Source organism: Shewanella sp. UCD-KL21 (assembly GCF_001957135.1).
Taxonomy (GTDB): domain Bacteria; phylum Pseudomonadota; class Gammaproteobacteria; order Enterobacterales; family Shewanellaceae; genus Shewanella.
On the sequence record NZ_MPHK01000014.1, the window covers coordinates 99596 to 120724 of the forward strand.

Consider the following 21129-nt stretch of genomic DNA (forward strand, 5'->3'; position numbering starts at 1 on the left):
TAAAACACCGATGCCCAACAAAGCTGACTACAAAACTAACATACAGAACCATAACACCACTAAATAACAACAGCTTAGTGACAATAATAATAACTTTAGACTCTTCTAACCGAAGAGAATGAAAAATCAGTCTTACCAATATCACATAGTACCTCTTTATGAGTGTTTGTGTGATTTAAGCACCTTTTAGCCCTTACTTAGTATGCTAACGTAAATATCCTGACTGGCTCACTTGGTAAAACCTATGCAAAAGCAACTATCAAGACTAGATTATTTTACGTTAGAAGTACTGATCGGCTTATTCGAATTTAAAAATGGCTCCGTTGTGGCAAAAAAGCTTAATAGCACTCAGCCTAAAATTAGTCGAGCACTAAGCAATATGCGTGAAATTATCAATAATGAGTTATTTGTCAGACAACAATACGGCCTGCAACCTAACGCCATGGCAAAGCGCCTGTACCCTTTAGCGAAAGCCATTATTGCCACTTATGATGACATGGCGCTGATTGCTAACGCTAAACCCGATCACCACAAGGTGCTGCATGTTTCGGCGCCAGAGCATATGTCGGGCTTTATGCTTAACGCCATTGAGCAGGTCAGTAAAGATTTAGGGATATCCAGAACCGTTGATATCCATGCTGGAGCCGAGAATGTAGAACAACTGATTGCCCAAGGTAAAATTGATTATTGTTTCAGTAGCCGCTCTCATCACCAAGAAAATGTCCAAACCTGCACATTAGGTGAAGTAAAATATTGGTTCTTAGCCGTTAAAAAGAACCATCCTATTTTACAAGATGAAATCACTATGGAAGCCATTTTTAATCATAAACTGGTATTGATTAATAACGGTCCAATTGCCGAACTCAATGAGCTTATTGACCTTTATGGGCAAAGAATCGATAAAAATATTGAGATCAGTTTAATTACTTCAAGCTTGTTTATGGCATTTGAAAAAATAGTTAACTCTAATGATATTTGCTGGGTTTCATCCGTGTTCCCTTACTTTATTGGTGAACAACGAGACGATATTGAGCTGGTTGATTTAACTGACTTTTACAAAAAGCATACTGCTGAGATAAATGGCTGGAAAGCACCTCTACACTTATTACAATATCATGATGCCCATGAACAAGAATTCACTGACGCATTAACTAAAGTCATGAAAAGTAACTTAACTGATTACCAGACTTGCTATGAAAATACCCAGCTGCAGTAGTATTTGTGCGTATTAAACATATGGCTAGCTGAAGACTCATCTTATTTTCAAGCTGCTATTGTAATTAACACACACCCGCATCATGTTTGCTGGTAGTGAATCACGATAGCGGTACGAGTATCTCGGCAAGAGCCTATGACTACGGCAGCGATATTGATACTCATCCTTTAATTTTATATGGTGCTTTAAACGTATATTTTTCCTAATAAATACAGCACCCCATAGCCCGAGACTAAAACACGATCATCCTCTAGCTGACAATATAATATCCCGCCACGGCTCGATGCTTGTCGTGCTACTAGCTCATTTTTAACTAAAATTTCTGACCAATATGGGGCTAACCCTGCATGAATAGAGCCTGTTACCGGATCTTCATCACCGCCATTGGCGGGCCAGAAATAACGAGAGACAAAATCAGACTTATCATCGTTAGCCGTGACAACAACATCATGAGGGGCAAGGCTTTTAAGGATGACAGATTGAGCCTCGACAGCAACAACCTCATCTGCAGACGCCATAACGGCAAAGTAGGCTTGATCGTTTTTGAGTACTGTTTGCGGCGTTATAGATAAACCTGCTAATAATGCTTCTGGCACTTTATTTACAGGTTGCGGAGCTTGATTAGGGAAGCTCATTTGAATGCGTTTATCAGCTAACTGCTTTACCGTTAAACAGCCGACCTTATTAGTGCTAAAACTAAGTTCACCATCACAATCTAAATGATTAAACAGCACAAACGAGGCTGCCAGAGTCGCATGACCACAAAAGTCGATTTCAGTCAGTGGCGAAAACCAGCGAATTTCATAGTGGTTAGTTGCAAGTCATTTAATAAACGCTGTTTCAGATAAGTTATTTTCAGCAGAAATGCGCTGCATCAATCCATCATCAAGCCATTGATTTATTGGAATAACGGCAGCAGAATTGCCTTTAAATTGCTGTTTGGTGAACGCATCCACCACGTATACATCTAATTCTATAGCGTCTGAGTTCATTGCGTCTAATTCCAAATTTAGCTCCAAATCCTTGAGTCATATTTGCCTAACAGTTGTAAATAGATCAGGCAATTTATCAGCATGTCATTAAAGCTAATTTAGCCGGTTAAGGCTATAAAAATTATGTAATGATGAAATTAAAACGAAGACAAAGTCGCTCTACAAACCTAGTAAAATGGGCGCCTTTTCAGCAAATAAAATTGAATTATAACGAAGACAAACCTAAGCATCTGATCTGACTCGTTAACTTACATTAGTCGTTCAAAAATAAGGATTTGTAGCCGTAGTTAATTTGAAAGGAGCTACAACTCTATCATCCAACTTCGTCACACTCAATGCCACCGGCAAACGACTCTAATTCACTACTTAACTCTAGCAAATGGCGAGCAACCTCATTGATCTAAAACTAGATTAGCCTGTAATAACTCTTCATATTTTTCAGTAACAGTATACCCCATCGCAGCATAGCCCTTAGCTCTCTTTTGATACATTCTTTGCAGCATTGGCAAGGCAGAATCGAGATAGTCAAACACTATCACTTTATCTTTTCCTTCAAATTGTCTTTGTATTCGACCAACATATTGCACTAGCGAGCCTTTCCAAGAGATGGGTAAAACAAGAAATAAAGTATCTAACTTTGGCAAATCGAACCCCTCACCAATATATTTCCCTGTCGCCACTATGACTTGAGTATCATCCAAGGCCGCCATTGAAAGCGCTCGCTCTTTAGCGCTCATTGCACCTCGCAGAAGCACAAAGCTAATCCCATTTTTTAACAGTAATTCGCCTAACAATTCAGCATGATCTCTGCGCTCAGTTAGAATTATAGGATGCCTTTGTTGTGCAACAACCGATAAAATATCAGAAATAATAATGGCATTCATCAATAATAACTTGTCCATAATCATACAAAAGTGAGTCAACGCTATTATCTTTGCGATTAATCAAGCTCTGGTAGGTGGCAATATCAACTTGTCCCGTAGGCTTACGTTTCCCACCACCAATTAACCCCACCTCACAACCATCAAGAAAAGCTGTTAAGCGCTCCTTCCATTGCTCCAATAACTGACGACTATGAACCAAAATTAGCGTATTCACTTTACGCCGGTGGATCAGACCAATTGCCGCGACGGTTTTGCCAAATGCCGTCGGTGCATGTAGCACACCAGTATCATGCTTTGCCAATACCGCTACAGCTTTCTTTTGATCTTTCCTCAACTCACCTATAAACACTAGCCCCTTTAAACAAGTACCTTGTCTGCGCTTATCCTCCAACTCAATCTCAATCGCATTGCTTTCCAGCTGACTAGCTACCTCATCATAGCAACCGCGAGGTAAAGCTAGGTAGCCATTATCAACATCCGCCAAGCAAATAAAGCGTGGGATCCCATTGGTTGAAAATCGTAAAGCCTGAGTTTTAAAAAAGACTGGGTTAGAAAAACTCGCAATTCTCTTTAGCTTTGCCAATAGCGCCTGCGGTAAGGCATTCATACTAAGGTATAAACGATTAGCCAAAATTAGAGTTAACTTTTCCGGACAGCCTGTAATGACATCATTGTCTCTGGTGTAGTTTAGCTCCCAAGGCTTTCTCTCTGTATCTTGCTTCACTTCTTGTGATTGATAACTAAGTATAATTTCCAGTTGTTGCTTTGTAAGTTTTTGAACAGATGATAAGTAACCCCACTGATCAGAGTGAGGGTATAAATTTTCGTCAACAAATATGCTGTTACCTTGCTGTCGAGGAGCATGCTGCAAAGGAAGTGCAATCAAATTACCAAATCCACCAATAGGTAAAACATCCTGATTAGGAAACAGTCGATCATAAGACTCGAATGATAAGCCAGCATGAAATTCCATGGCTTTATCGAGCAAGATAAAACCTAACAGCCTGGCATCTTGAGCTCATACAGGAGACTCAAAAAATACCCAAATATGGGCTCCATTGCCCGAACGTGAACGCTCTACACTACAAGGGACTTTGAACTCGTTACACGCTTTTCGAAAAGCCGACACAGCCTCTTGCCAATCCGACTTATCAAAGTCAGCCGCGAGTAACCAACAACTGTAATCTTCCAGTAGTGGGTACAAACCTAAAATGTGACGGCCTGCGAGGTGATTGTATATCGCTTTTTGATCCAAAATCTTAAATGCTTGGTGAACACATTCCATGCATTTAATCTTAGGTTTATTGCATTTACCTTGTTGCCACTCATTGTGACACCCAACTGAATAACCACTACGTCCCCGCTTGTTCTGCCAGTGATTTGCATAAATATCTTGCCGACCACGAAATAGCTTCATGTAGATATCTATTTTCTGAGAACTACTTAAGCGCAATACCGCAAGGTTAGAATCGAGTAAAGCAGAGCGCCTAGCTAACAAGGTTTGTCGCTCGCCTTCCAACTCAACCAGTCTTTGCTCTATTGTTTTTAGTTCAACATCAGACGACATAATTCTTGGCATCCTAATTGCGATGTGACTTGATTAAACCTGACATAAATATAGCTACAAACCTTATCATAACTAGGCTACAATGAAACCACACTCATTATATCTTGTCAGGATATTTTAACCTTGTCAGTTTCAGCGTTAGTTGCCAATAGATTATCTCGAATGAAACGAGGTGTCCCATTTTCCATAGAGAATTTTTATTCTCTAGGTACTACGACATCTGTTCAAAAGGCAATGAGTCGCTTAACCAAGGAAGGGCAAGTTGCTCGTGTTGCAAAAGGGATATATTCCCGCCCAAAACCCTTAGCCAGTATTCCCTCGATCAAAATCACAGCAAAAGCTGAAGAAGTGGCGAAGACATGGGCTAGGACTCACAAATATAAAATAGCCCCTCAGGGATTAGAAGCCGCCTATCGACTCGGCATGCAAACCCAGGCACCGGTTAAAACCGTATATTGGACGACTGGACCAACGCGTGAGTTTCACGTCGGTAATGAAATTGTCCAAGTAAAACATACGACTGAAACCAAGTTGCAGTGGATAAATAAACCTGAGGGAGTCTTATTTAGAGGCTTACTGTCCCTTTCGCCTGAACACACTCCGCTATCTACACTGCATATGGCGTTTAAACGCTTAAATTTGCAAGAAGAAGAAGCCATTCAAGTGCTTCAAAAATTAAGTAATAGTCCAGTTTTAAAAATATGGAAATACAAGTTAAATCAACTAGAGAGTAGTCTTCGTTCATGAGCATTTTTGACCTATATGCCGATAAATCTAAACATGAAGATCTTGCAAACATGTTTTCATATGCCGCCCAACAACATGAGCATGGTTTAGTTGCTAACTTTCTAGAAAAAGATGTCTGGGTTGCTGAAATTCTCCGCCTACTATACGACGAAAAGTTACTCGGTGACTGCTCGGTAGCATTTAAAGGTGGAACAGCACTCAGTAAATGCTGGAGCGCTATTGAGCGCTTCTCCGAAGATATTGATTTATCGATTCATTGGGCCGATTTGTCAGGATTGTCAGAAGATGATGAGCTTGCAGCATGGCAAAAGAGCATTCAAAGCAATAGCCAAAATAAGAAGTTTAGAGATGAGCAGCAGAAACGTCTTGTGCAGTGGAGCAACGACTTAGTTGAAAAGCTAAATCATCGTCTTGCGCAGTACAATATAGAAGGACTGTCTGCCGAGCTTGAACCAGACTCACATGGTGAAAAAATTGAGATCCATTTCCCACGTGTAACCTACAGCGCTAATGACTACCAGCTTGATTATATACTATTGGAATTTGGCGGTAGAAACAGAGGCAAGCCAACTGAAATCATTGATATTAATTGCTATATGGATAGTATTCCTGATTTCGCATCACTAGCACTACCGAAAGCCAGCGTAATGGCATATCAGAAGGACTTTATTCTTTGGGAGAAATTAACGGCATTGCACCAATTTTCAACCCAAGAGAAAGATCCCAATCCAAATAGACTTGCTCGACATTGGTACGATGTCGATTGTCTTCTAAATATGGAGTTTGCCGATCCCCTCAATACATCAGAGGCCATGCTTGCCGTCATCGAAATGAAAAAACACCGCTGGGCCAGCCCTGGAGTTGATTACGAAGAGATACTTCAAGGCGAACTAAAACTGATCCCAGAAACTAAAAGGTTAGAGGATATTTCACAAGATCATGCAGAGGCCGTAGCTGGCGGTATGTTTTTTACCACTCCAGATCTATTTGACGCCATAGTCACGCGGCTTACAGCGACTCAAAATGACATCAATGCACATATAAAAGCTTCGCTGAAATAGCAAGATCACATGCAATAGCACCCCGCCTATCCCCCTATAGGATGAATTTCACTGTTAAGCCAATATTGCTTCAGCATCCCCGTCCACCAGCAGCAAAATCTGTCATCTATGTGACTTTAAACGTTAAATCACCCTCAAATGTAAATCAGCAATATCACAACAATAAACAGACCAAAAACCGTGACAAACTTTCAGGCAGAAAAGATTAATTCTCGCCAAGTTAGCCACTAAAAGTAATGACTTAAGGCCTCAAGTTACGCCAAAGCGCCATTTCCACAGCCAAACTCCGCGATTTAACATAACCACCCATTGTGTGCAGTCAGCCAAATCGTCACTTCAATCCCAATTTAACCAGTAGCGCCAGCGTTAATGGCAACTTATCAAGCCGCTTAATTAAATGTCCCTTATCGCGCACTTTCGATGCTAGCACCGTCAGTGACATTGACTCAGCCCCCTCAAGCTCACTAATCGCCAGCACCAATCTCGCATCCTCAGCTTCCCAATCCTTGAGCTGTCGTAATGGCTTCAACGCTGGGGGCAAGATCGCTTCGAGACAATCTCGGTCATGGTGATATAAATGAAAAAATGCTCGACTGTGGTGGGATTTAAGCTCTTTTCTGCGCCACTCTGGGTGCGATTGACGCGCATCAAGTAGCTCAATCACTGACGACTGATGTTTCCTCATCGCATTCAATTGCTGACGCCACTGTACCAGGCCAGGCGTATTTGAAATCAACTGCTCGACATAACCCAAACCCACCCCAACACATTTCGAAATATCATGTCGGTCGCGCCCAAGTTGGGCCAGCAGCAACACCCAATGGCGCTTTGCTTGCGAAAAGGCATTGGCATTACTGGCATGTTTTATTCCAGCTAACTCAGCAATACGGCGGATATAACATCGACTCCGACCAATCTTAGTTTCAATCTGAGACATACTTACCCCATCAGACAACAAAGACAAAATACGCTCACGATCATCATTTACTTCAGTAGGCGCATTAAAACTGGGCATTAGCTGAAACGGACTCTCTTGACCTAAAAAACCTCGAGGATCTTTATCAAACAACCAAAAGCCTAAAATCAGATGCTTAAACGGATGATTTAGGGTTCGGGTTTTATTGCGAACTAACGGCCCTAGAAAACGTTCACCAAAATCAAATTCGCTATCAAGATCAAACACCATATCTTGATAACACTCTGAAATAGCATGCACCAACCTCGCCATACGGATCTGCCCAGAGCGCGTCATAAACCCCCTTTGCATTAATTGGTGTCGATAGTGAGCATGCAGCAAGGCTAAATCGCATGGCTTATCTTTTATTAGCGCCAACGAATCCCAACAAAACTGAGCAAAATCAATAGTCAATTGATGCTCAACCCGATATATATGAGGTGTAAAACTTGGGTGAGAAAAACTTAATTGCCTATCGAGGCCCACATCACCACTCGGTACCACCACCAGTAAACAATGATGGATTGGGCAAGCTACAAGCCCAGGGATCTGTTGACGAATATCAAACATCGGAACACCAGTCTTATCTCTGAATTCAGAGAAACACAGTGGACACACCCGATGGCCGGCAGAAAAATTGAGCCTCGCATGGGGGATATTAGCGGTAATGACCGCATTACTGGTGCCATGGAGCATAGCTGATGATAGTTTCTGCTTCGCATCATGACCGAAAAAATGAAACAGCGGGAATAGCGTGTGGTTGACCAACCATTGGTGCGGGGTGAGCTCACCGTGTTCGGCGAGACCCACTAGCGATTGAGGTAGATAAGGATGGATACGGGTTTTGGGTTGTTGAAATAGGGTTTGATAGGTGTTTTTTTCATGTCCCACACTGCACATTAAATGGTATCTCACCACCCAGCTGAATATTGATTCGTTAGCATGGGGGGCGAGATGATTCATGTCAGATGCTGGCACTCTGATAATTCATTGCGAAGCCAAAAAATTATTGCTAACCAGTAAAGCGGATGCCGACTTTTAGCACTCCCTAGTTGGCCTGATAACGTTGCCCACAGGATATTGGTTTGCCTGCTTCGCTCAGGCCTTTGCGATGAAAACAATCCAAACATGCACTCTTGACCCAAGTCTTCCTTCATTTGCTTCGCTAGTTGATCGAACCGTTTACGCTCTTTTTGTTGCAAGGGTAACTCGGACTCACAATTCAAATATCGACGAATTTGCGCTTTAACTCGATTAGGCCAAAGAGGATCTTCTTTTATCGTTTTATCGACGCTGTAGATAAATGGTTGCCATTCAATCTCCCAAGGCTGAAGCGACATAGCCTCAGCGGTATCTAACCAATGATGCGGTAGTGTAAATGGCAACACTTTTAATTCATCATGAGAATACAAGACATGATCATGAATAGGGCATATTTTAGCGCCACACAACTGGTGAAGCACCTTTTCATCATTACACCATGCGCCAGGCGATCGAAGAGAAGTTTATACTCGATGTATTAGCAAATTACACTACCTATAAAACTTACTACCAAATTACCCAAACCGCAGAAGAAGATACTCATGTCGAACGCAAGAAAGCTGCTCGTGCACTTGCTCGGTTTTTAACACTGCATGAATATAATATTGCCCAAAAAACAGAAGTAATGATTGAACACTTCAGAACGCATGTTCGTCACAAAATAGGTCAACGAGCTAAAGCTATGGTGGTAACAGACTCACGCTTACATGCGGTGCGTTATAAGAATGCCTTTGATGATTATATAGCTAAAAAGGGCTATACCGATGTGCGAAGCTTGGTCGCTTTTTCTGGCACAGTGGAAGACCCTAAAGTACTTGGCGTAAATTATACAGAAGTAGGCATGAACAATGGTATTTCTGAAAGAGCGTTACCAGAAGAGTTTGAAACAGACGACTATAAGGTATTGTTAGTTGCAGAGAAGTACCAAACAGGCTTTGACCAACCGTTATTACATACGATGTATGTTGATAAAAAATTGTCTGGTATACAAGCCGTACAGACGCTTTCACGATTAAACCGTATGGCTGTTGGCAAGGAAGATACTTTTGTATTGGACTTTAGAAACGAGCCTGAAGAAATTTTTGAAGCATTTAAGCCATTTTATAAAGTTACTCGCGCAGAAGAGTTAACGGATCCTCATCATCTCTATCGTTTACAGAGTCAAATTGATGAGCACCAAGTTATTCACAATAACGAAGTTAATGATTTTTGCGCGATTTACTTTGCACCTAAACGCAAAGAGAGTGTACATGATCACGCAAAAATGAACGGCGTTATCGATTTAGCAGTAGAAAGATATGTAGCATTAGATAATGAATCGCAAGGTGACTTTAAAAGCTTATTAGTTAACTTCAGAAATATGTATAGCTTCTTGTCACAAGTAATGCCTTACCAAGATACTGATTTAGAAAAGCTCTATACCTATTTACGTTATTTATTAACGAAATTACCAAGGGATGCTTCAGGCCCTGGTTATCAGATAGATGGTGATGTTGAACTTGAATATTATCGTTTGCAAAAAATCAGTGAAGGTTCGATAAATTTAGAACCAGGTAATGCCGATGATTTAGGTGGACCTTCTGATGTAGGTACAGGTACTTCCGCCGAAGAAGTACCTCTATCTGAGTTAGTAAGGGCTCTTAATGAAAGATTTGGCACTGACTTCACCGAAGCTGACCGTTTGTTCTTTGAACAAATAGAAGAAGAGGCATTTGAAAGCGAAGAGCTTAAAGAAGCCGCTTCAGCAAATAGCTTTAATGACTTTTCATCAATATTATCAAAAATGTTTGAAGACATATTAATTGATCGCATGGATGATAACGAAGAAATTTTCCAACGCCTAATGGGTGATGCTGATGTACGGGGTATTGCTGTTAATGATATAGCTAAGAGCTTGTACAAGCGATTTAGACAAAATAATTTTTAGTTTAATTTAGATAACCACACAAAAACGAAGACAATATTTTAATTTATAACAATCAATTAGATAAGTTAATTTTAAGCAATTTTCACAAAAAGATTGTCTTCGTTTAATTCCAATTGTCTTCGTTATAATTCCATGCTTACAATTAAACCGCCATTCCCGCAGCGACGCCAGATGACCAAGCCCATTGAAAATTAAACCCACCTAACCAACCACTTACGTCAATAACTTCACCTATAAAGTAAAGGCCTGCGACGTTTTTTGCTTCCATGGTTTTAGATGATAGTTCATTGGTATCTACGCCACCTAAGGTTACCTCAGCAGTGCGATAGCCTTCGGTACCATTCATCACGATTGACCATTGATTGAGGTCTTGCGCTATTTGCTCACGCTCACCATGGCCTAACTGGTTTAAGGCTTTATCAAGCAAGACGGCTTCAAATAATGCTTCAACTAAGCGCTTTGGCAGCCATTGGCTTATGGTGTTACGTAGGCTTTGCTTAGGGTTATTCGCTAGCGCTAGCTCGATTTTATCTTTTGCTGACTCATTGGGTAACAGGTTAATGCTAATACTTTGGCCTGCTTGCCAGTAATTTGAAATTTGTAAAATTGCAGGGCCTGATAAGCCGCGATGGGTAAATAATAATGCTTCACTAAATTGAGTGCCATCTTGTGCGGTGATTGTTGTTGGCACCGCTATGCCCGATAACGGTTCAAAGCGCGTTTTTTGCTCAGTATGCCAAGTGAATGGCACTAAACCCGCTTGGGTTGGTAACACGCTTAACCCAAATTGCTCTGCCAGCTTATAGCCATAAGGTGATGCGCCCAGTTTGGGCATTGATAGCCCGCCAGTGGCAATCACCAGTGACTCACAGCTAAAGTCACCGTTTGAGGTGATTACTTCAAATTGCCCTGCATCGTTTTTGGTCACTAACACTATCTCGGTGCGCAGCTGTATTTGCGCACTAGCCCATTCACACTCTGTCATCAACATACTGACGATTTCTTTGGCCGAATCATTACAGAATAGCTGCCCATGGTCACGCTCATGATATTCAATACCATGACGTTCAACCAACTCAATAAAGTCGCTTGAACGGTAGCGTGCTAAGGCTGACTTAACAAAATGACTGTTACCACATAAGAAATTGTGGGGTTCCACTTTTTGATTAGTGAAGTTACAACGACCACCACCACTAATGAGAATTTTCTTGCCTGCTTGCTTAGCATTATCCAGCACCAAAACATCACGACCTCGATAGCCAGCTGTAGCTGCACACATTAATCCTGCTGCGCCAGCGCCAATAATAATTACGTCATGATGTGTCACAAGCTTACTCTCTTTTTGCAATGGTTTGGGTCAACATTTATGGCATTAAACCAATTATCAATATACGCCTTAAAGGCATAATTGGGTTTATTTCGGCCACAAAAAAGGGCGCTATATTAGCACCCTTTTAGTCGCATTCACACTTACACTAATCTGAGATAGTTTCAGACTTTTGCTCACGGCCGAGAAGCTCTTTAGCTGCATCGACTGGCGCTTTACCTTTGTAAAGCACTTGGTATATTTGCTCAGTGATTGGCATTTCAACATTAAGACGTTTAGCTAAAGTGTAAACTTCTTTGGTGTTGCGATAACCTTCAACCACTTGACCGATTTCATCTTGAGCTGTATCGACATCACTGCCTTTACCTAATGCCAAGCCAAAGCGACGGTTACGTGATTGGTTATCAGTACAGGTTAGTACTAAGTCACCAAGGCCCGCCATACCCATAAAGGTATTAGCATCTGCACCTAACGCGACACCTAAACGAGTAAGTTCAACTAACCCGCGAGTGATTAATGCTGTGCGTGCATTGGCACCAAAACCGATGCCATCAGACATACCTGCACCAATTGCGATAACGTTTTTAACTGCGCCACCTAATTGTAAACCGGTAAAGTCATCATTAGCGTAAACACGTAAACGCTTAGGACTATGCAGTAACTCTACTAAATCGTTAGTAAAGTCAGCGCAAGTACCCGCTACCGAAATAGCTGTAGGCATGCCTGCAGCAAGCTCTTTTGCAAAAGTCGGCCCCGATAATACTGCTAATGGGAATTTATCTCCCAGATGCTCAAGAGCAACATCTTGCAGTAATCGACCTGTTTCAGGCTCTAAACCTTTTGTAGCCCAGACAATGCGAGCATCGTCACGTAACAAAGGCTTGGCCTGTTGCAGTACTAAACCAAATACATGGCTAGGCACGACAACCAATACATTTTTACTTGCAGCAAGTGCTGTGGCTAAGTCGGCTTCAATTTCAAGACTATCTGGGAATGCAATCCCAGGTAAAAATGCATTGTTAGCACGATCATTAGCTAAAGCTGCCATATGCTCAGCCTCATGACCCCATAGTAAAGTCTTGTGACCACTACGAGCTAGAGAAATGGCAAGGGCGGTGCCATAAGACCCCGCCCCCAATACTGTAATTTCGGCAGTATTATTATTCATATATTATGCGTTTGCTTCTTCAGCAGCTGGAGCTGCAGCAGCTTCTTGCTGACGCTTTTGAACATATTGTGCAAATAATGCATCAAAGTTCACTGGAGCAAGATTAAGCTGTGGGAAAGTACCACGAGAAACTAAGTTACCAACAGTTTCACGTGCGTATGGGAATAGTACGTTAGGGCAGTAAGCACCTAAAGAGTGAGCAAGTTGTTGCTCAGTTAAGCCAGTGATAGAGAAGATACCAGCTTGTTGAACTTCACATAAGAAAGCAGTTTGCTCGCCATTTTGTGCAGTAACAGTAAGAGAAAGGATCACTTCATAAACATCATCAGATAACTTATTGCTACGAGTATCAAGATCCAGCTTAACTTCTGGATTCCATTCTTTTTGGAAAACTTCTGGGCTGTTTGGCGTTTCAAAAGACACATCTTTTGTGTAAACGCGTTGGATGTTGAATTGTGGTGCTTGCTCTTCGTTGTTTGCTACTTCAGCCATGATTTCCTACCTTCAAATGTTTTTTAGCTCTTCTGCGAAGCTAATCGTAAATTTGGGCTTGTCGCTAAAATGTGGCCGTTAGACAACATTTTAGACCATCCCGGTAAATTGGGTCTCACCAGTTTGTTATCTTACTTCTTACCTTTAACAACAGGTAAGTTTGCCGCTTGCCAATCACCCATACCGCCTTTTAGGTTATGAACGTTCTCAAACCCTTGAGCGACAAGAAGTTGAGCAGCTTGCGAAGATGTCATTCCAGCAGCACATACAGTAATAATGGGACTGGTTTTAAACTTTTCAAGGGCAGTCGCTTTATTATTTTTGATTTCTGCTAATGGCACATGAATAGCGTCAACGATGTGACCTTTGCGGTAATCGTCTTGAGAACGCACATCAACAACTTTAGCGCCTTGCTTGTTCATTAGCATGGTTAGCTCTTGAGTATTGACGTTGCTCACTTTTGAGGTTGCTGATTTAATGGTCATCACCACAACTGCAGCAAATAAACCAACCCACGCAATACTTAATACAGGGTTAGCTTGAAAAAATTCGATATATTCTTGCATCTTCTCTGCCTACTTTAAAAATGGCTAAAATTAATAAGCCACAGAGTATACCGATTGCATCTTTATAATGCAGCAAATTCAAGCCTAATCATCTTCTCTACTGTGCCATGGGCAGCACTTTAACGACGAAACATTGCATTTGCTTACTCTCCCAAGGGCAATAGCTCAGAGGTTTTTGACTAAATGTGGTGTTATTGAGCCTTATTCACCTTGCACGGGGATTGTGACTGGTCAAGCAATTCATCGCAAATTGCCACTCCTGAGCCGCTCTTCAAAGGTTAATTTCTTTTTCAGGAGCTGAAAAAGAAGTAATATCCATACCATTAAAATTTTAGCTTCCTCTTAAAACTTTTTCTTTTAAAACTTAAAGGTACTCCCATGACGACACAAAAACGTCCACTGGCATTACTTATCTTAGATGGCTGGGGCCATCGTGAAAATACGCATCAAAATGCGGTTTTTCATGCGAAAACTCCAGTTTTAGATAAGTTAACCGCCCAATATGCAAATAGTTTAATTTCCGGATCAGGTATGGATGTTGGCCTACCTGACGGTCAAATGGGTAACTCAGAAGTGGGTCATATCAATATTGGTTCTGGCCGTATTGTTTACCAAGAGCTTACCCGCATTAGCAAAGCCATTGCTGACAATGAGTTTAATCAAAATGAAGCACTGTGCGCTTCAATCGATAAAGCTATCGCCAATGATGGCGCTGTACATATTATGGGTTTAATGTCGCCAGGTGGTGTTCACAGCCATGAAGAGCACATTGAAGCCATGTGCCGCATGGCCGTTGAGCGCGGTGCCACTAAGGTGTATTTACATGCCTTTTTAGATGGCCGTGATACCCCACCTCGTAGCGCAAAAAACTCTCTGACCCATTTTGATGAGTTATTTGCAGGCTTAGGTCACGGTAAGGTTGCCTCATTGATTGGTCGTTACTACGCCATGGATCGCGACAACCGCTGGGATCGGGTTGAAAAAGCGTTTAACTTAATTGCTCAAGGCAAGGGTGACTTTAACTACCCAAGCGCTGTTGAGGCATTAGATGCCGCTTACGAGCGTGATGAAAACGATGAGTTTGTCGCTGCATCTACCATAGGTGAAGCCGCAAGCTTAGCTGATGGCGATGCGTTAATCTTCATGAACTTCCGCGCCGACCGCGCCCGTGAAATCACTCGCTGCTTTGTCGAAACCGATTTTGCAGGCTTTACACGTGAAGTTACCCCAGCAATCAACTTCGTGATGCTAACCAACTATGCTAATGACATTGACGCTGCGGTGGCATTTCCATCAACAGATCTGGTCAATACCTTAGGTGAAACCTTACAAAAACAAGGTAAAAAGCAGCTGCGTATTTCTGAAACAGAAAAATATGCCCATGTGACCTTCTTTTTTAATGGCGGTAAAGAAGAGCCATTTGAAGGCGAAGATCGCACCTTAATTAAGTCGCCTGATGTGGCAACCTATGATTTACAGCCTGAAATGAACTCAACAGAGCTCACTGATAAATTAGTTGCAGCTATTGAGTCTACTGACTATGACGTGATTATTTGTAATTATCCAAATGGTGACATGGTCGGTCATACCGGTAAATTTGATGCCGCCGTTAAAGCCTGTGAAGCAGTCGATGCTTGTATTGGCCGTGTGGTTGAGGCGCTAGCGAAAGTCGGCGGCGAATGCATCATAACTGCCGATCATGGTAATGCGGAGCAAATGACCAATGAACAAACTGGTCAAGCCCATACTGCCCACACCAGTGAATTAGTGCCTTTCATTTATGTTGGCCGAGAAGCCACCATTGATGCAGGCGGACGATTGAGCGATATTGCGCCGACTATGTTAACCTTGATGGAACAAGAAGTGCCGCAGGAAATGACCGGCCGTTCAATCATTAAACTCAAAGAGTAACTAGCCACTCGTGAAAAAACGACTTTTGTTTAAAGCCAGCATGTTTGCTGGCTTGATGATACTGACATCATCAGTTCAAAGTGCCGATCTTGGTAAGCGTCAATCAGAGCTGAAATCTATTCAGGCTCAGATTAACCAACAACAAAGCTCTTTGAAGGACACCAGTCGTCAACGAGAAAAGCTCATTTCGTTGTTAAAGCGAGATGAGCAAGCTATCTCTAATGCTGCTCAAAAAGTTAATCAAACCCAAACTTCACTGTCTGCGGTAAATACTAAACTTCGCGAACTTGATGCTGAAAAAATCAACTTAGATACACTGCGAGCTACGCAGCAAAAGACCTTATCTAAACAATTATCTAGCGCTTACCTTGCCGGTAACCATGACTATTCAAAGATGATGCTTAACCAGCAAAACCCCGCCACAGTTGAGCGGATGTTAGCGTATTATCAATATCTTAATAATGCCCGCATTAAAGCCATTACCAGCTTAAAAACAACCATTGAGCAATTAGAGCAAGTCAAAGTTGAGCAGATAAATGAACAGCAAAAACTCAACGCCTTAATTCTTGAGCAACAAAAGCAGGCAAAACAACTCGCTAAAGAACAATCACAACGTCAACAAACCTTAGCACAAATTCAACGCACCTTGACCAGTAAAGGCGCCGAGCTTGAACAACTACAAATTGAAGAAGCCAGCTTAAAACACCTTATCGAACAAGCAGTGCTGGCGGCCAAAAATAGCCCCTCAATGGATGGACTAGCCAAGCTGCGCGGTAAATTAAAATGGCCAACTAAAGGACGAGTTTCGTCTAAGTTTGGCAGTAGCCGCTCAGGGCAAATTAGCTGGAAAGGCGCGGTGATTGCCGCTCCTGAAGGACAAACCATCACCGCTATTGCTCACGGCACCGTGATCTATTCCGACTGGCTACGGGGCTTTGGCATGGTTATGGTGATCGATCACGGCGAAGGCTATATGAGTTTATATGGCCATGCACAGTCATTACTTATTCCACCTGGCGAAACCGTTAAAAAAGGTGAATCCATTGCACTTGTTGGCAGTTCAGGCGGACAAACAGAATCTGGCCTATACTTTGAAATAAGACACAAAGGGCAAGCCATTAACCCAGCGAGATATTGTCGATAACACGCTAATAATAAAGTAATTTAATCTTTAGCGGTTATCAAACCTTCCGTAGGTTTAATCGTTGATCAATCGACGCCCTAATAATACCGCAAGGTATCTAAGGGGCAGTTATGATGCAAATTACACGTTATTTTTTGTGCTTCATATTAGGTGTTAGCGTTGCATTTTCGATGAACTTATCCAGTTCTGAGCAACACTACAAATCGCAATCTGAATACAGTTACTCACTCTTACTTGATGTCATCGATACGGTTCATACCTATTACTTTAACGAAGTAGACCGTGAAGACTTAATTGAATACGCCATCGAAGGAATATTTAATAAACTAGACCCCTATTCAGGTTTTTTAGATACTGGCGACTACCAAAGCATTAATGACAGTAATAATGGCCAGTACTTTGGTTTCGGCTTTGAAGTGGCAACTGATGACGACCAAATCACTATCATTACGCCTTATGCCAACTCACCTGCGGCGCGCGCTAATATTCAACCTGGCGATAAGGTCCTGCAACTTAACGACACCCTGATTGATCAAACTAATTTAACCGATGTGCTTACCGAGATTAAGCAGCACAGTATCAACAAGCGGCCAATAACACTCACTATTGAGCGCCAAGCTAACGAAACATTTCTATTTAATCTCGCCCCTGAGCTAATTCATATTCAATCAATTAATGCGAAAATTATTGATAATAATATCGGCTATATACAACTTAACTCGTTTCAGGAAGACGCGACCAATGCCATTATTAACCAAGCTAAATTATGGCAACAACAGCAATTAAAAGGCCTTATTATTGATGTTAGAAACAATCCCGGCGGGCTACTCAGTCAAGCCATCAGCATTGCTGATTTGTTTTTGCAAAAAGGCTTAATTGTTTCAACTGAAGGGCGTTTTTTCGATGCCAATGAAAACTACTACGCCTCGCAACCTAGCATATTTAAAGGCGTGCCAATGGTGGTACTTATTAATAAGGGATCAGCATCGGCATCTGAAGTACTGGCTGCAGCATTACAAGAAAATAACCGCGCCACCCTAGTGGGAGAAACCAGCTTTGGTAAAGGAACAGTGCAAAGTTTGATCCCCATGCTGGATATGGGCAATGCCATAAAGCTCACGATTGCAAAATATAGCACCCCAGATGGTAACGACATTCACACTAAAGGCATTGAACCGGACATTAAAATATCAAATGATGCTATTCTAAAAACAGATTATCTGGATATAATTGAACAAACTACAGCGCAATATGATGAACCACAGGATGGTCAGATTTCTTCAGCTATTGCATGGATAACAACTCATAATTAAAAGCAGACTTTGTGCGCTATATATTGATACTTTTAGCTTTACTGTTAACGGCTCCAGTTCAAGCAACACAAATCGCTATCATCATTGACGATATAGGCTATCGTCAAACCGATGAGGCGGTGTTGTCTTTACCCAGCGCCATTACTCTTTCGGTTTTACCTCATACTCCATTAGGTCAGCAACTTGCTAAGCAAGGTCATCTGCGCGGCAATGAAATTATGCTGCATATTCCAATGCAGGCACTTAATGGTAAAAAGCTCGGACAAGGTGGTTTAACGAATGAGATGAATGAACAAGAGTTAAAACAACAGCTAAAAGATTCAATTGCCAGTATCCCTTACGCTAAAGGGGCCAACAATCATATGGGCAGTTTACTGACACAACTTGAAAGCCCAATGACTTGGCTGATGCAAAGCTTAAAAGAGCAGGATTTATATTTTGTCGATAGCAGGACAACCCGCTTTAGTGTTGCCAGTGAGCAGGCCAAGCAACATGAGGTGCCATTATTACGCAGACAAATATTTTTAGATAACGATGTCAGTGAGCAGGCACTAGAGAAACAATTTAAGCAGATAATGCTAAAAGCGAAAAACAAACAAAGCTTAGTGGTGATCGCCCACCCATATCCTGAGACAGTATTATTTTTAAATCAAAATCTACACCGATTAGCAGCTAACGATATTCGCTTGGTACATACCTCAAACTTACTACCAATCAATATGGCTAAAAATATACCGTCAGGCGCAGATATTTCCAACAAGCTAGATCCTTTCGCTAAAACTCAAAACAGTCAAAACAGTCAAAACAGTCAAAACAGTCAAAACAGTCAAAAAACCGAATTAAAACCAACAACTGCTGATACCACACTCATATTATAATCAGTATTTCTGCAATGGCTTTGCCACTCGGCTGAAAATCATAACGACCAATAATAACAGCTAGCTAAGCTCTAAAATTGCAATCGACGTATCCGGTAAGGTTTTTAAAAGCTCATCAGCATTGTTAACGATATCTGCAAGCGTACATTCATTTAATACCGCCATATAGGCATCGACAGCCCGAGCTAAAATACCTTTTAAACTACATGCTGGCGTAAAGCGGCAATAGGGTTCACTGCAATTAACAGGGGCCAATGAAGGCTCTAATTCACCAACAAGCTTACCGAGATTAATCTCACTAGGATGAACCGCTAATTTAAAGCCACCACTTTTACCACGAATAGTTTGTATATAACCTAGCTTACCCAAATGATGAATGATCTTTGCCACATGATTTGAAGACAGTTCAAAGACATCAGTTACTTCGGCGATACGAAATAAAGTCTCTCTTTTTGGCTGTGCAGCAAGGTACATTAAAATACGGGTGCCATAATCGGTATAACGGGTCAGTTGCATAAAGACATATCCAAACTAATTAAAGGTACATACTAAGACGTAGAAGCTTCCAGCTCAGTGATCAAAATCAACGCTTGCTCATTTGAAGTACTACAAACATCCATTGTCGCGGTAAATTCTGCGCAAACAGCAGGTCTCGATGGATCGCCAAAAATCTTACACAAATTATCGTCATTTAACTGAATACAGCGAACCCCTGCAGCTTTGCCATTAGGCATGCCAGGTATTGGGCTAGTAATTGACGGAGCAATACAACAAGCGCCACAGCCTAAACGACAATCCATATTTCCACCCACTAGATTAAACGAGCAATATATCTTACTCATCGCTAATATAAAAACATCTACATCAAAAAACGCACATAAAATGCACCTTTTAATGAAAAGTGTGAGATTTAAGCACAATCGAAACGACTTATATCGTGATTAATACCAAAAAATTTAATCGATTTGTATCCTTAGATACAACAAGCGCTCGCATTCAAAAAGACTTAGGTGAAAAGGACTTTAGTAAAAAGGGCTCAAGTGAAAAGAGCTTTAGTGAAAAGGTTAAACAAAATCTGATTAGCCAGACCTGCAATTTAATCACATTAGCGAAAGTCTAGCGCTAATCCATTCTTGCTAACCTTACTCATGAAATAGAACGACATACTAAAATCACCAGTAACAAAACTGTCGCTTTAGGGCTGATAATTTATTAAATTCCACAACGAAAAAAGCCTCTATTATTCATTCCTTAAATAACAGATACGATAAGCCCTGCTATTGCTAGCAGGGCTTATCGTAATGTTGGCGGAGCGGACTTACTCTTATCAAGAGACGAACCCGCGCACCCGGCGTGACAGGCCGTTTATGTCTAATTAAGAGTCTAAGCAACTGAATTACCGCTGCTTTAGCAACCCACTTTCGCATGTCACTATTATTCATTCTTTAAATAACAGAGACGAAAAAGCCCTGCTATTGCTAGAAAGGCTTATCGTAATGTTGGCGGAGCGGACTTACTCTTTTCAAGAGACGACCCCCCGCCCCCGGCGTGACAGGCCGTTTATCTCTAATCAAGAGTCTAAGCAACTGAATTACCGCTGCTTTAGCAAACCACTTTCCCATGTCACTATTATTCATTCTTTAAATAACAGAGACGAAAAAGCCCTGCTATTGCTAGCAGGGCTTATCGTAATGTTGGCGGAGCGGACTTACTCTTATCAAGAGACGAACCCGCGCCCCCGGCGTGACAGGCCATTTATCTCTAATCAAGAGTCTAAGCAACTGAATTACCGCTGCTTTAGCAAACCACTTTCGCAGGTCACTATTATTCATTCTTTAAATAACAGAGACGAAAAAGCCCTTGCTATTGCTAGCAGGGCTTATCGTAATGTTGGCGGAGCGGACTTACTCTTATCAAGAGACGAACCCGCGCCCGACGTG

The 21129-nt window shown here is 41.7% G+C and carries 20 protein-coding genes and 1 pseudogene; 9 read left to right on the forward strand and 12 right to left on the reverse strand.

Going from position 1 to position 21129, the window contains the following annotated elements:
- The first annotated feature begins 244 nt into the window (after positions 1 to 244).
- On the forward strand, positions 245 to 1216 hold the full coding sequence (locus BM739_RS13510; RefSeq protein ID WP_076541475.1) for a LysR family transcriptional regulator: 972 nt from the start codon (positions 245 to 247) through the stop codon (positions 1214 to 1216).
- A gap of 185 nt (positions 1217 to 1401) precedes the next feature.
- Here BM739_RS13510 and BM739_RS13515 read toward each other — a convergent pair.
- The 4 genes and pseudogenes from BM739_RS13515 to BM739_RS20545 all read right to left on the reverse strand — a co-directional run bounded on the left by BM739_RS13515 (position 1402) and on the right by BM739_RS20545 (position 4659).
- A pseudogene (locus BM739_RS13515) lies at positions 1402 to 2193 on the reverse strand (PhzF family phenazine biosynthesis protein).
- Positions 2194 to 2600: 407 nt separating this feature from the next.
- Positions 2601 to 3092, reverse strand: coding sequence for a DEAD/DEAH box helicase (locus tag BM739_RS20535; RefSeq protein WP_254843544.1), 492 nt, complete (start codon positions 3090 to 3092; stop codon positions 2601 to 2603).
- Positions 3070 to 4080: a DEAD/DEAH box helicase family protein gene (locus tag BM739_RS20540; RefSeq protein WP_254843545.1), complete on the reverse strand. Its 1011-nt coding sequence runs from the start codon at positions 4078 to 4080 to the stop codon at positions 3070 to 3072. Before BM739_RS20540 ends, BM739_RS20535 begins: the two co-directional genes overlap by 23 nt.
- A gap of 30 nt (positions 4081 to 4110) precedes the next feature.
- Positions 4111 to 4659 carry a hypothetical protein gene (locus BM739_RS20545; RefSeq protein WP_254843546.1) on the reverse strand — a complete coding sequence of 183 codons (549 nt, stop codon included), beginning with the start codon at positions 4657 to 4659 and terminating at the stop codon, positions 4111 to 4113.
- 123 nt (positions 4660 to 4782) lie between these two features.
- Between BM739_RS20545 and BM739_RS13525 the strand changes: the two genes are divergently transcribed.
- Together BM739_RS13525 and BM739_RS13530 are read left to right on the forward strand one after the other, a co-directional pair.
- Positions 4783 to 5406 carry a DUF6088 family protein gene (locus tag BM739_RS13525; RefSeq protein ID WP_076541477.1) on the forward strand — a complete coding sequence of 208 codons (624 nt, stop codon included), beginning with the start codon at positions 4783 to 4785 and terminating at the stop codon, positions 5404 to 5406.
- Positions 5403 to 6467 carry a nucleotidyl transferase AbiEii/AbiGii toxin family protein gene (locus tag BM739_RS13530; protein WP_076541479.1) on the forward strand — a complete coding sequence of 355 codons (1065 nt, stop codon included), beginning with the start codon at positions 5403 to 5405 and terminating at the stop codon, positions 6465 to 6467. The genes BM739_RS13525 and BM739_RS13530 overlap by 4 nt, the downstream gene beginning before the upstream one ends.
- A 331-nt stretch (positions 6468 to 6798) precedes the next feature.
- Here the strand turns inward: BM739_RS13530 and BM739_RS13535 are convergent, their stop codons facing one another.
- A complete protein-coding gene (locus BM739_RS13535; protein WP_076541481.1) occupies positions 6799 to 8385 on the reverse strand; it encodes a TnsD family Tn7-like transposition protein in 1587 nt (528 codons plus the stop codon).
- The gene (locus BM739_RS13540) at positions 8382 to 8885 is read right to left on the reverse strand and encodes a hypothetical protein (RefSeq protein WP_139326890.1); all 504 of its coding nucleotides are present in this window, start codon (positions 8883 to 8885) and stop codon (positions 8382 to 8384) included. The genes BM739_RS13535 and BM739_RS13540 overlap by 4 nt, the downstream gene beginning before the upstream one ends.
- A 17-nt stretch (positions 8886 to 8902) precedes the next feature.
- Between BM739_RS13540 and BM739_RS13545 the strand changes: the two genes are divergently transcribed.
- Complete coding sequence (locus BM739_RS13545) at positions 8903 to 10390, forward strand: type I restriction endonuclease subunit R (RefSeq protein WP_175609528.1); 1488 nt, start codon at positions 8903 to 8905, stop codon at positions 10388 to 10390.
- 142 nt (positions 10391 to 10532) lie between these two features.
- On the opposite strand, the gene BM739_RS13550 is transcribed toward BM739_RS13545, so the two are convergent.
- The 4 genes from BM739_RS13550 to BM739_RS13565 all read right to left on the reverse strand — a co-directional run bounded on the left by BM739_RS13550 (position 10533) and on the right by BM739_RS13565 (position 13943).
- Positions 10533 to 11717 (reverse strand): NAD(P)/FAD-dependent oxidoreductase, encoded by a 1185-nt coding sequence (locus BM739_RS13550; RefSeq protein ID WP_076541485.1) that lies wholly within the window; start codon positions 11715 to 11717, stop codon positions 10533 to 10535.
- A gap of 148 nt (positions 11718 to 11865) precedes the next feature.
- Positions 11866 to 12885, reverse strand: coding sequence for an NAD(P)H-dependent glycerol-3-phosphate dehydrogenase (gene gpsA / locus BM739_RS13555; protein ID WP_076541487.1), 1020 nt, complete (start codon positions 12883 to 12885; stop codon positions 11866 to 11868).
- A 3-nt stretch (positions 12886 to 12888) separates the two neighbouring features.
- Positions 12889 to 13377, reverse strand: coding sequence for a protein-export chaperone SecB (gene secB, locus BM739_RS13560; RefSeq protein WP_076541489.1), 489 nt, complete (start codon positions 13375 to 13377; stop codon positions 12889 to 12891).
- A 131-nt stretch (positions 13378 to 13508) separates the two neighbouring features.
- Positions 13509 to 13943, reverse strand: coding sequence for a rhodanese-like domain-containing protein (locus BM739_RS13565; protein WP_076541491.1), 435 nt, complete (start codon positions 13941 to 13943; stop codon positions 13509 to 13511).
- A 378-nt stretch (positions 13944 to 14321) separates the two neighbouring features.
- On the opposite strand from BM739_RS13565, the gene gpmM reads away from it, so the two are divergent.
- From gpmM to BM739_RS13585, 4 genes are all read left to right on the forward strand, one after another.
- The gene (gene gpmM / locus BM739_RS13570) at positions 14322 to 15854 is read left to right on the forward strand and encodes a 2,3-bisphosphoglycerate-independent phosphoglycerate mutase (protein ID WP_076541493.1); all 1533 of its coding nucleotides are present in this window, start codon (positions 14322 to 14324) and stop codon (positions 15852 to 15854) included.
- 10 nt (positions 15855 to 15864) lie between these two features.
- Positions 15865 to 16998 (forward strand): murein hydrolase activator EnvC, encoded by a 1134-nt coding sequence (locus tag BM739_RS13575; protein ID WP_175609529.1) that lies wholly within the window; start codon positions 15865 to 15867, stop codon positions 16996 to 16998.
- A 110-nt stretch (positions 16999 to 17108) separates the two neighbouring features.
- A complete protein-coding gene (locus BM739_RS13580) occupies positions 17109 to 18311 on the forward strand; it encodes a S41 family peptidase (protein WP_076541495.1) in 1203 nt (400 codons plus the stop codon).
- A gap of 11 nt (positions 18312 to 18322) precedes the next feature.
- Complete coding sequence (locus BM739_RS13585) at positions 18323 to 19189, forward strand: divergent polysaccharide deacetylase family protein (protein WP_076541497.1); 867 nt, start codon at positions 18323 to 18325, stop codon at positions 19187 to 19189.
- 60 nt (positions 19190 to 19249) lie between these two features.
- Here BM739_RS13585 and BM739_RS13590 read toward each other — a convergent pair whose 3' ends face one another.
- Together BM739_RS13590 and BM739_RS13595 are read right to left on the reverse strand one after the other, a co-directional pair.
- On the reverse strand, positions 19250 to 19705 hold the full coding sequence (locus BM739_RS13590) for an Rrf2 family transcriptional regulator (protein ID WP_076541499.1): 456 nt from the start codon (positions 19703 to 19705) through the stop codon (positions 19250 to 19252).
- Between the two features lie 32 nt (positions 19706 to 19737).
- Positions 19738 to 19989 carry a YkgJ family cysteine cluster protein gene (locus BM739_RS13595; RefSeq protein ID WP_076541501.1) on the reverse strand — a complete coding sequence of 84 codons (252 nt, stop codon included), beginning with the start codon at positions 19987 to 19989 and terminating at the stop codon, positions 19738 to 19740.
- Between the two features lie 696 nt (positions 19990 to 20685).
- Between BM739_RS13595 and BM739_RS20360 the strand changes: the two genes are divergently transcribed.
- On the forward strand, positions 20686 to 21129 hold a 444-nt coding region (locus tag BM739_RS20360; RefSeq protein WP_217697846.1), incomplete at its 3' end, for a hypothetical protein.

What these genes read in the sequence shown, in the direction of transcription:
- BM739_RS13510 (WP_076541475.1), top strand. Translation starts at nt 245, where the DNA reads ATGCAAAAGCAACTATCAAGACTAGATTATTTTACGTTAGAAGTACTG.
- BM739_RS20535 (WP_254843544.1), bottom strand. Translation starts at nt 3,092, where the DNA reads ATGAATGCCATTATTATTTCTGATATTTTATCGGTTGTTGCACAACAA.
- BM739_RS20545 (WP_254843546.1), bottom strand. Translation starts at nt 4,659, where the DNA reads ATGTCGTCTGATGTTGAACTAAAAACAATAGAGCAAAGACTGGTTGAG.
- BM739_RS13530 (WP_076541479.1), top strand. Translation starts at nt 5,403, where the DNA reads ATGAGCATTTTTGACCTATATGCCGATAAATCTAAACATGAAGATCTT.
- BM739_RS13535 (WP_076541481.1), bottom strand. Translation starts at nt 8,385, where the DNA reads ATGAATCATCTCGCCCCCCATGCTAACGAATCAATATTCAGCTGGGTG.
- BM739_RS13545 (WP_175609528.1), top strand. Translation starts at nt 8,903, where the DNA reads ATGCGCCAGGCGATCGAAGAGAAGTTTATACTCGATGTATTAGCAAAT.
- gpsA (WP_076541487.1), bottom strand. Translation starts at nt 12,885, where the DNA reads ATGAATAATAATACTGCCGAAATTACAGTATTGGGGGCGGGGTCTTAT.
- secB (WP_076541489.1), bottom strand. Translation starts at nt 13,377, where the DNA reads ATGGCTGAAGTAGCAAACAACGAAGAGCAAGCACCACAATTCAACATC.
- BM739_RS13565 (WP_076541491.1), bottom strand. Translation starts at nt 13,943, where the DNA reads ATGCAAGAATATATCGAATTTTTTCAAGCTAACCCTGTATTAAGTATT.
- gpmM (WP_076541493.1), top strand. Translation starts at nt 14,322, where the DNA reads ATGACGACACAAAAACGTCCACTGGCATTACTTATCTTAGATGGCTGG.
- BM739_RS13580 (WP_076541495.1), top strand. Translation starts at nt 17,109, where the DNA reads ATGATGCAAATTACACGTTATTTTTTGTGCTTCATATTAGGTGTTAGC.
- BM739_RS13590 (WP_076541499.1), bottom strand. Translation starts at nt 19,705, where the DNA reads ATGCAACTGACCCGTTATACCGATTATGGCACCCGTATTTTAATGTAC.
- BM739_RS13595 (WP_076541501.1), bottom strand. Translation starts at nt 19,989, where the DNA reads ATGGATTGTCGTTTAGGCTGTGGCGCTTGTTGTATTGCTCCGTCAATT.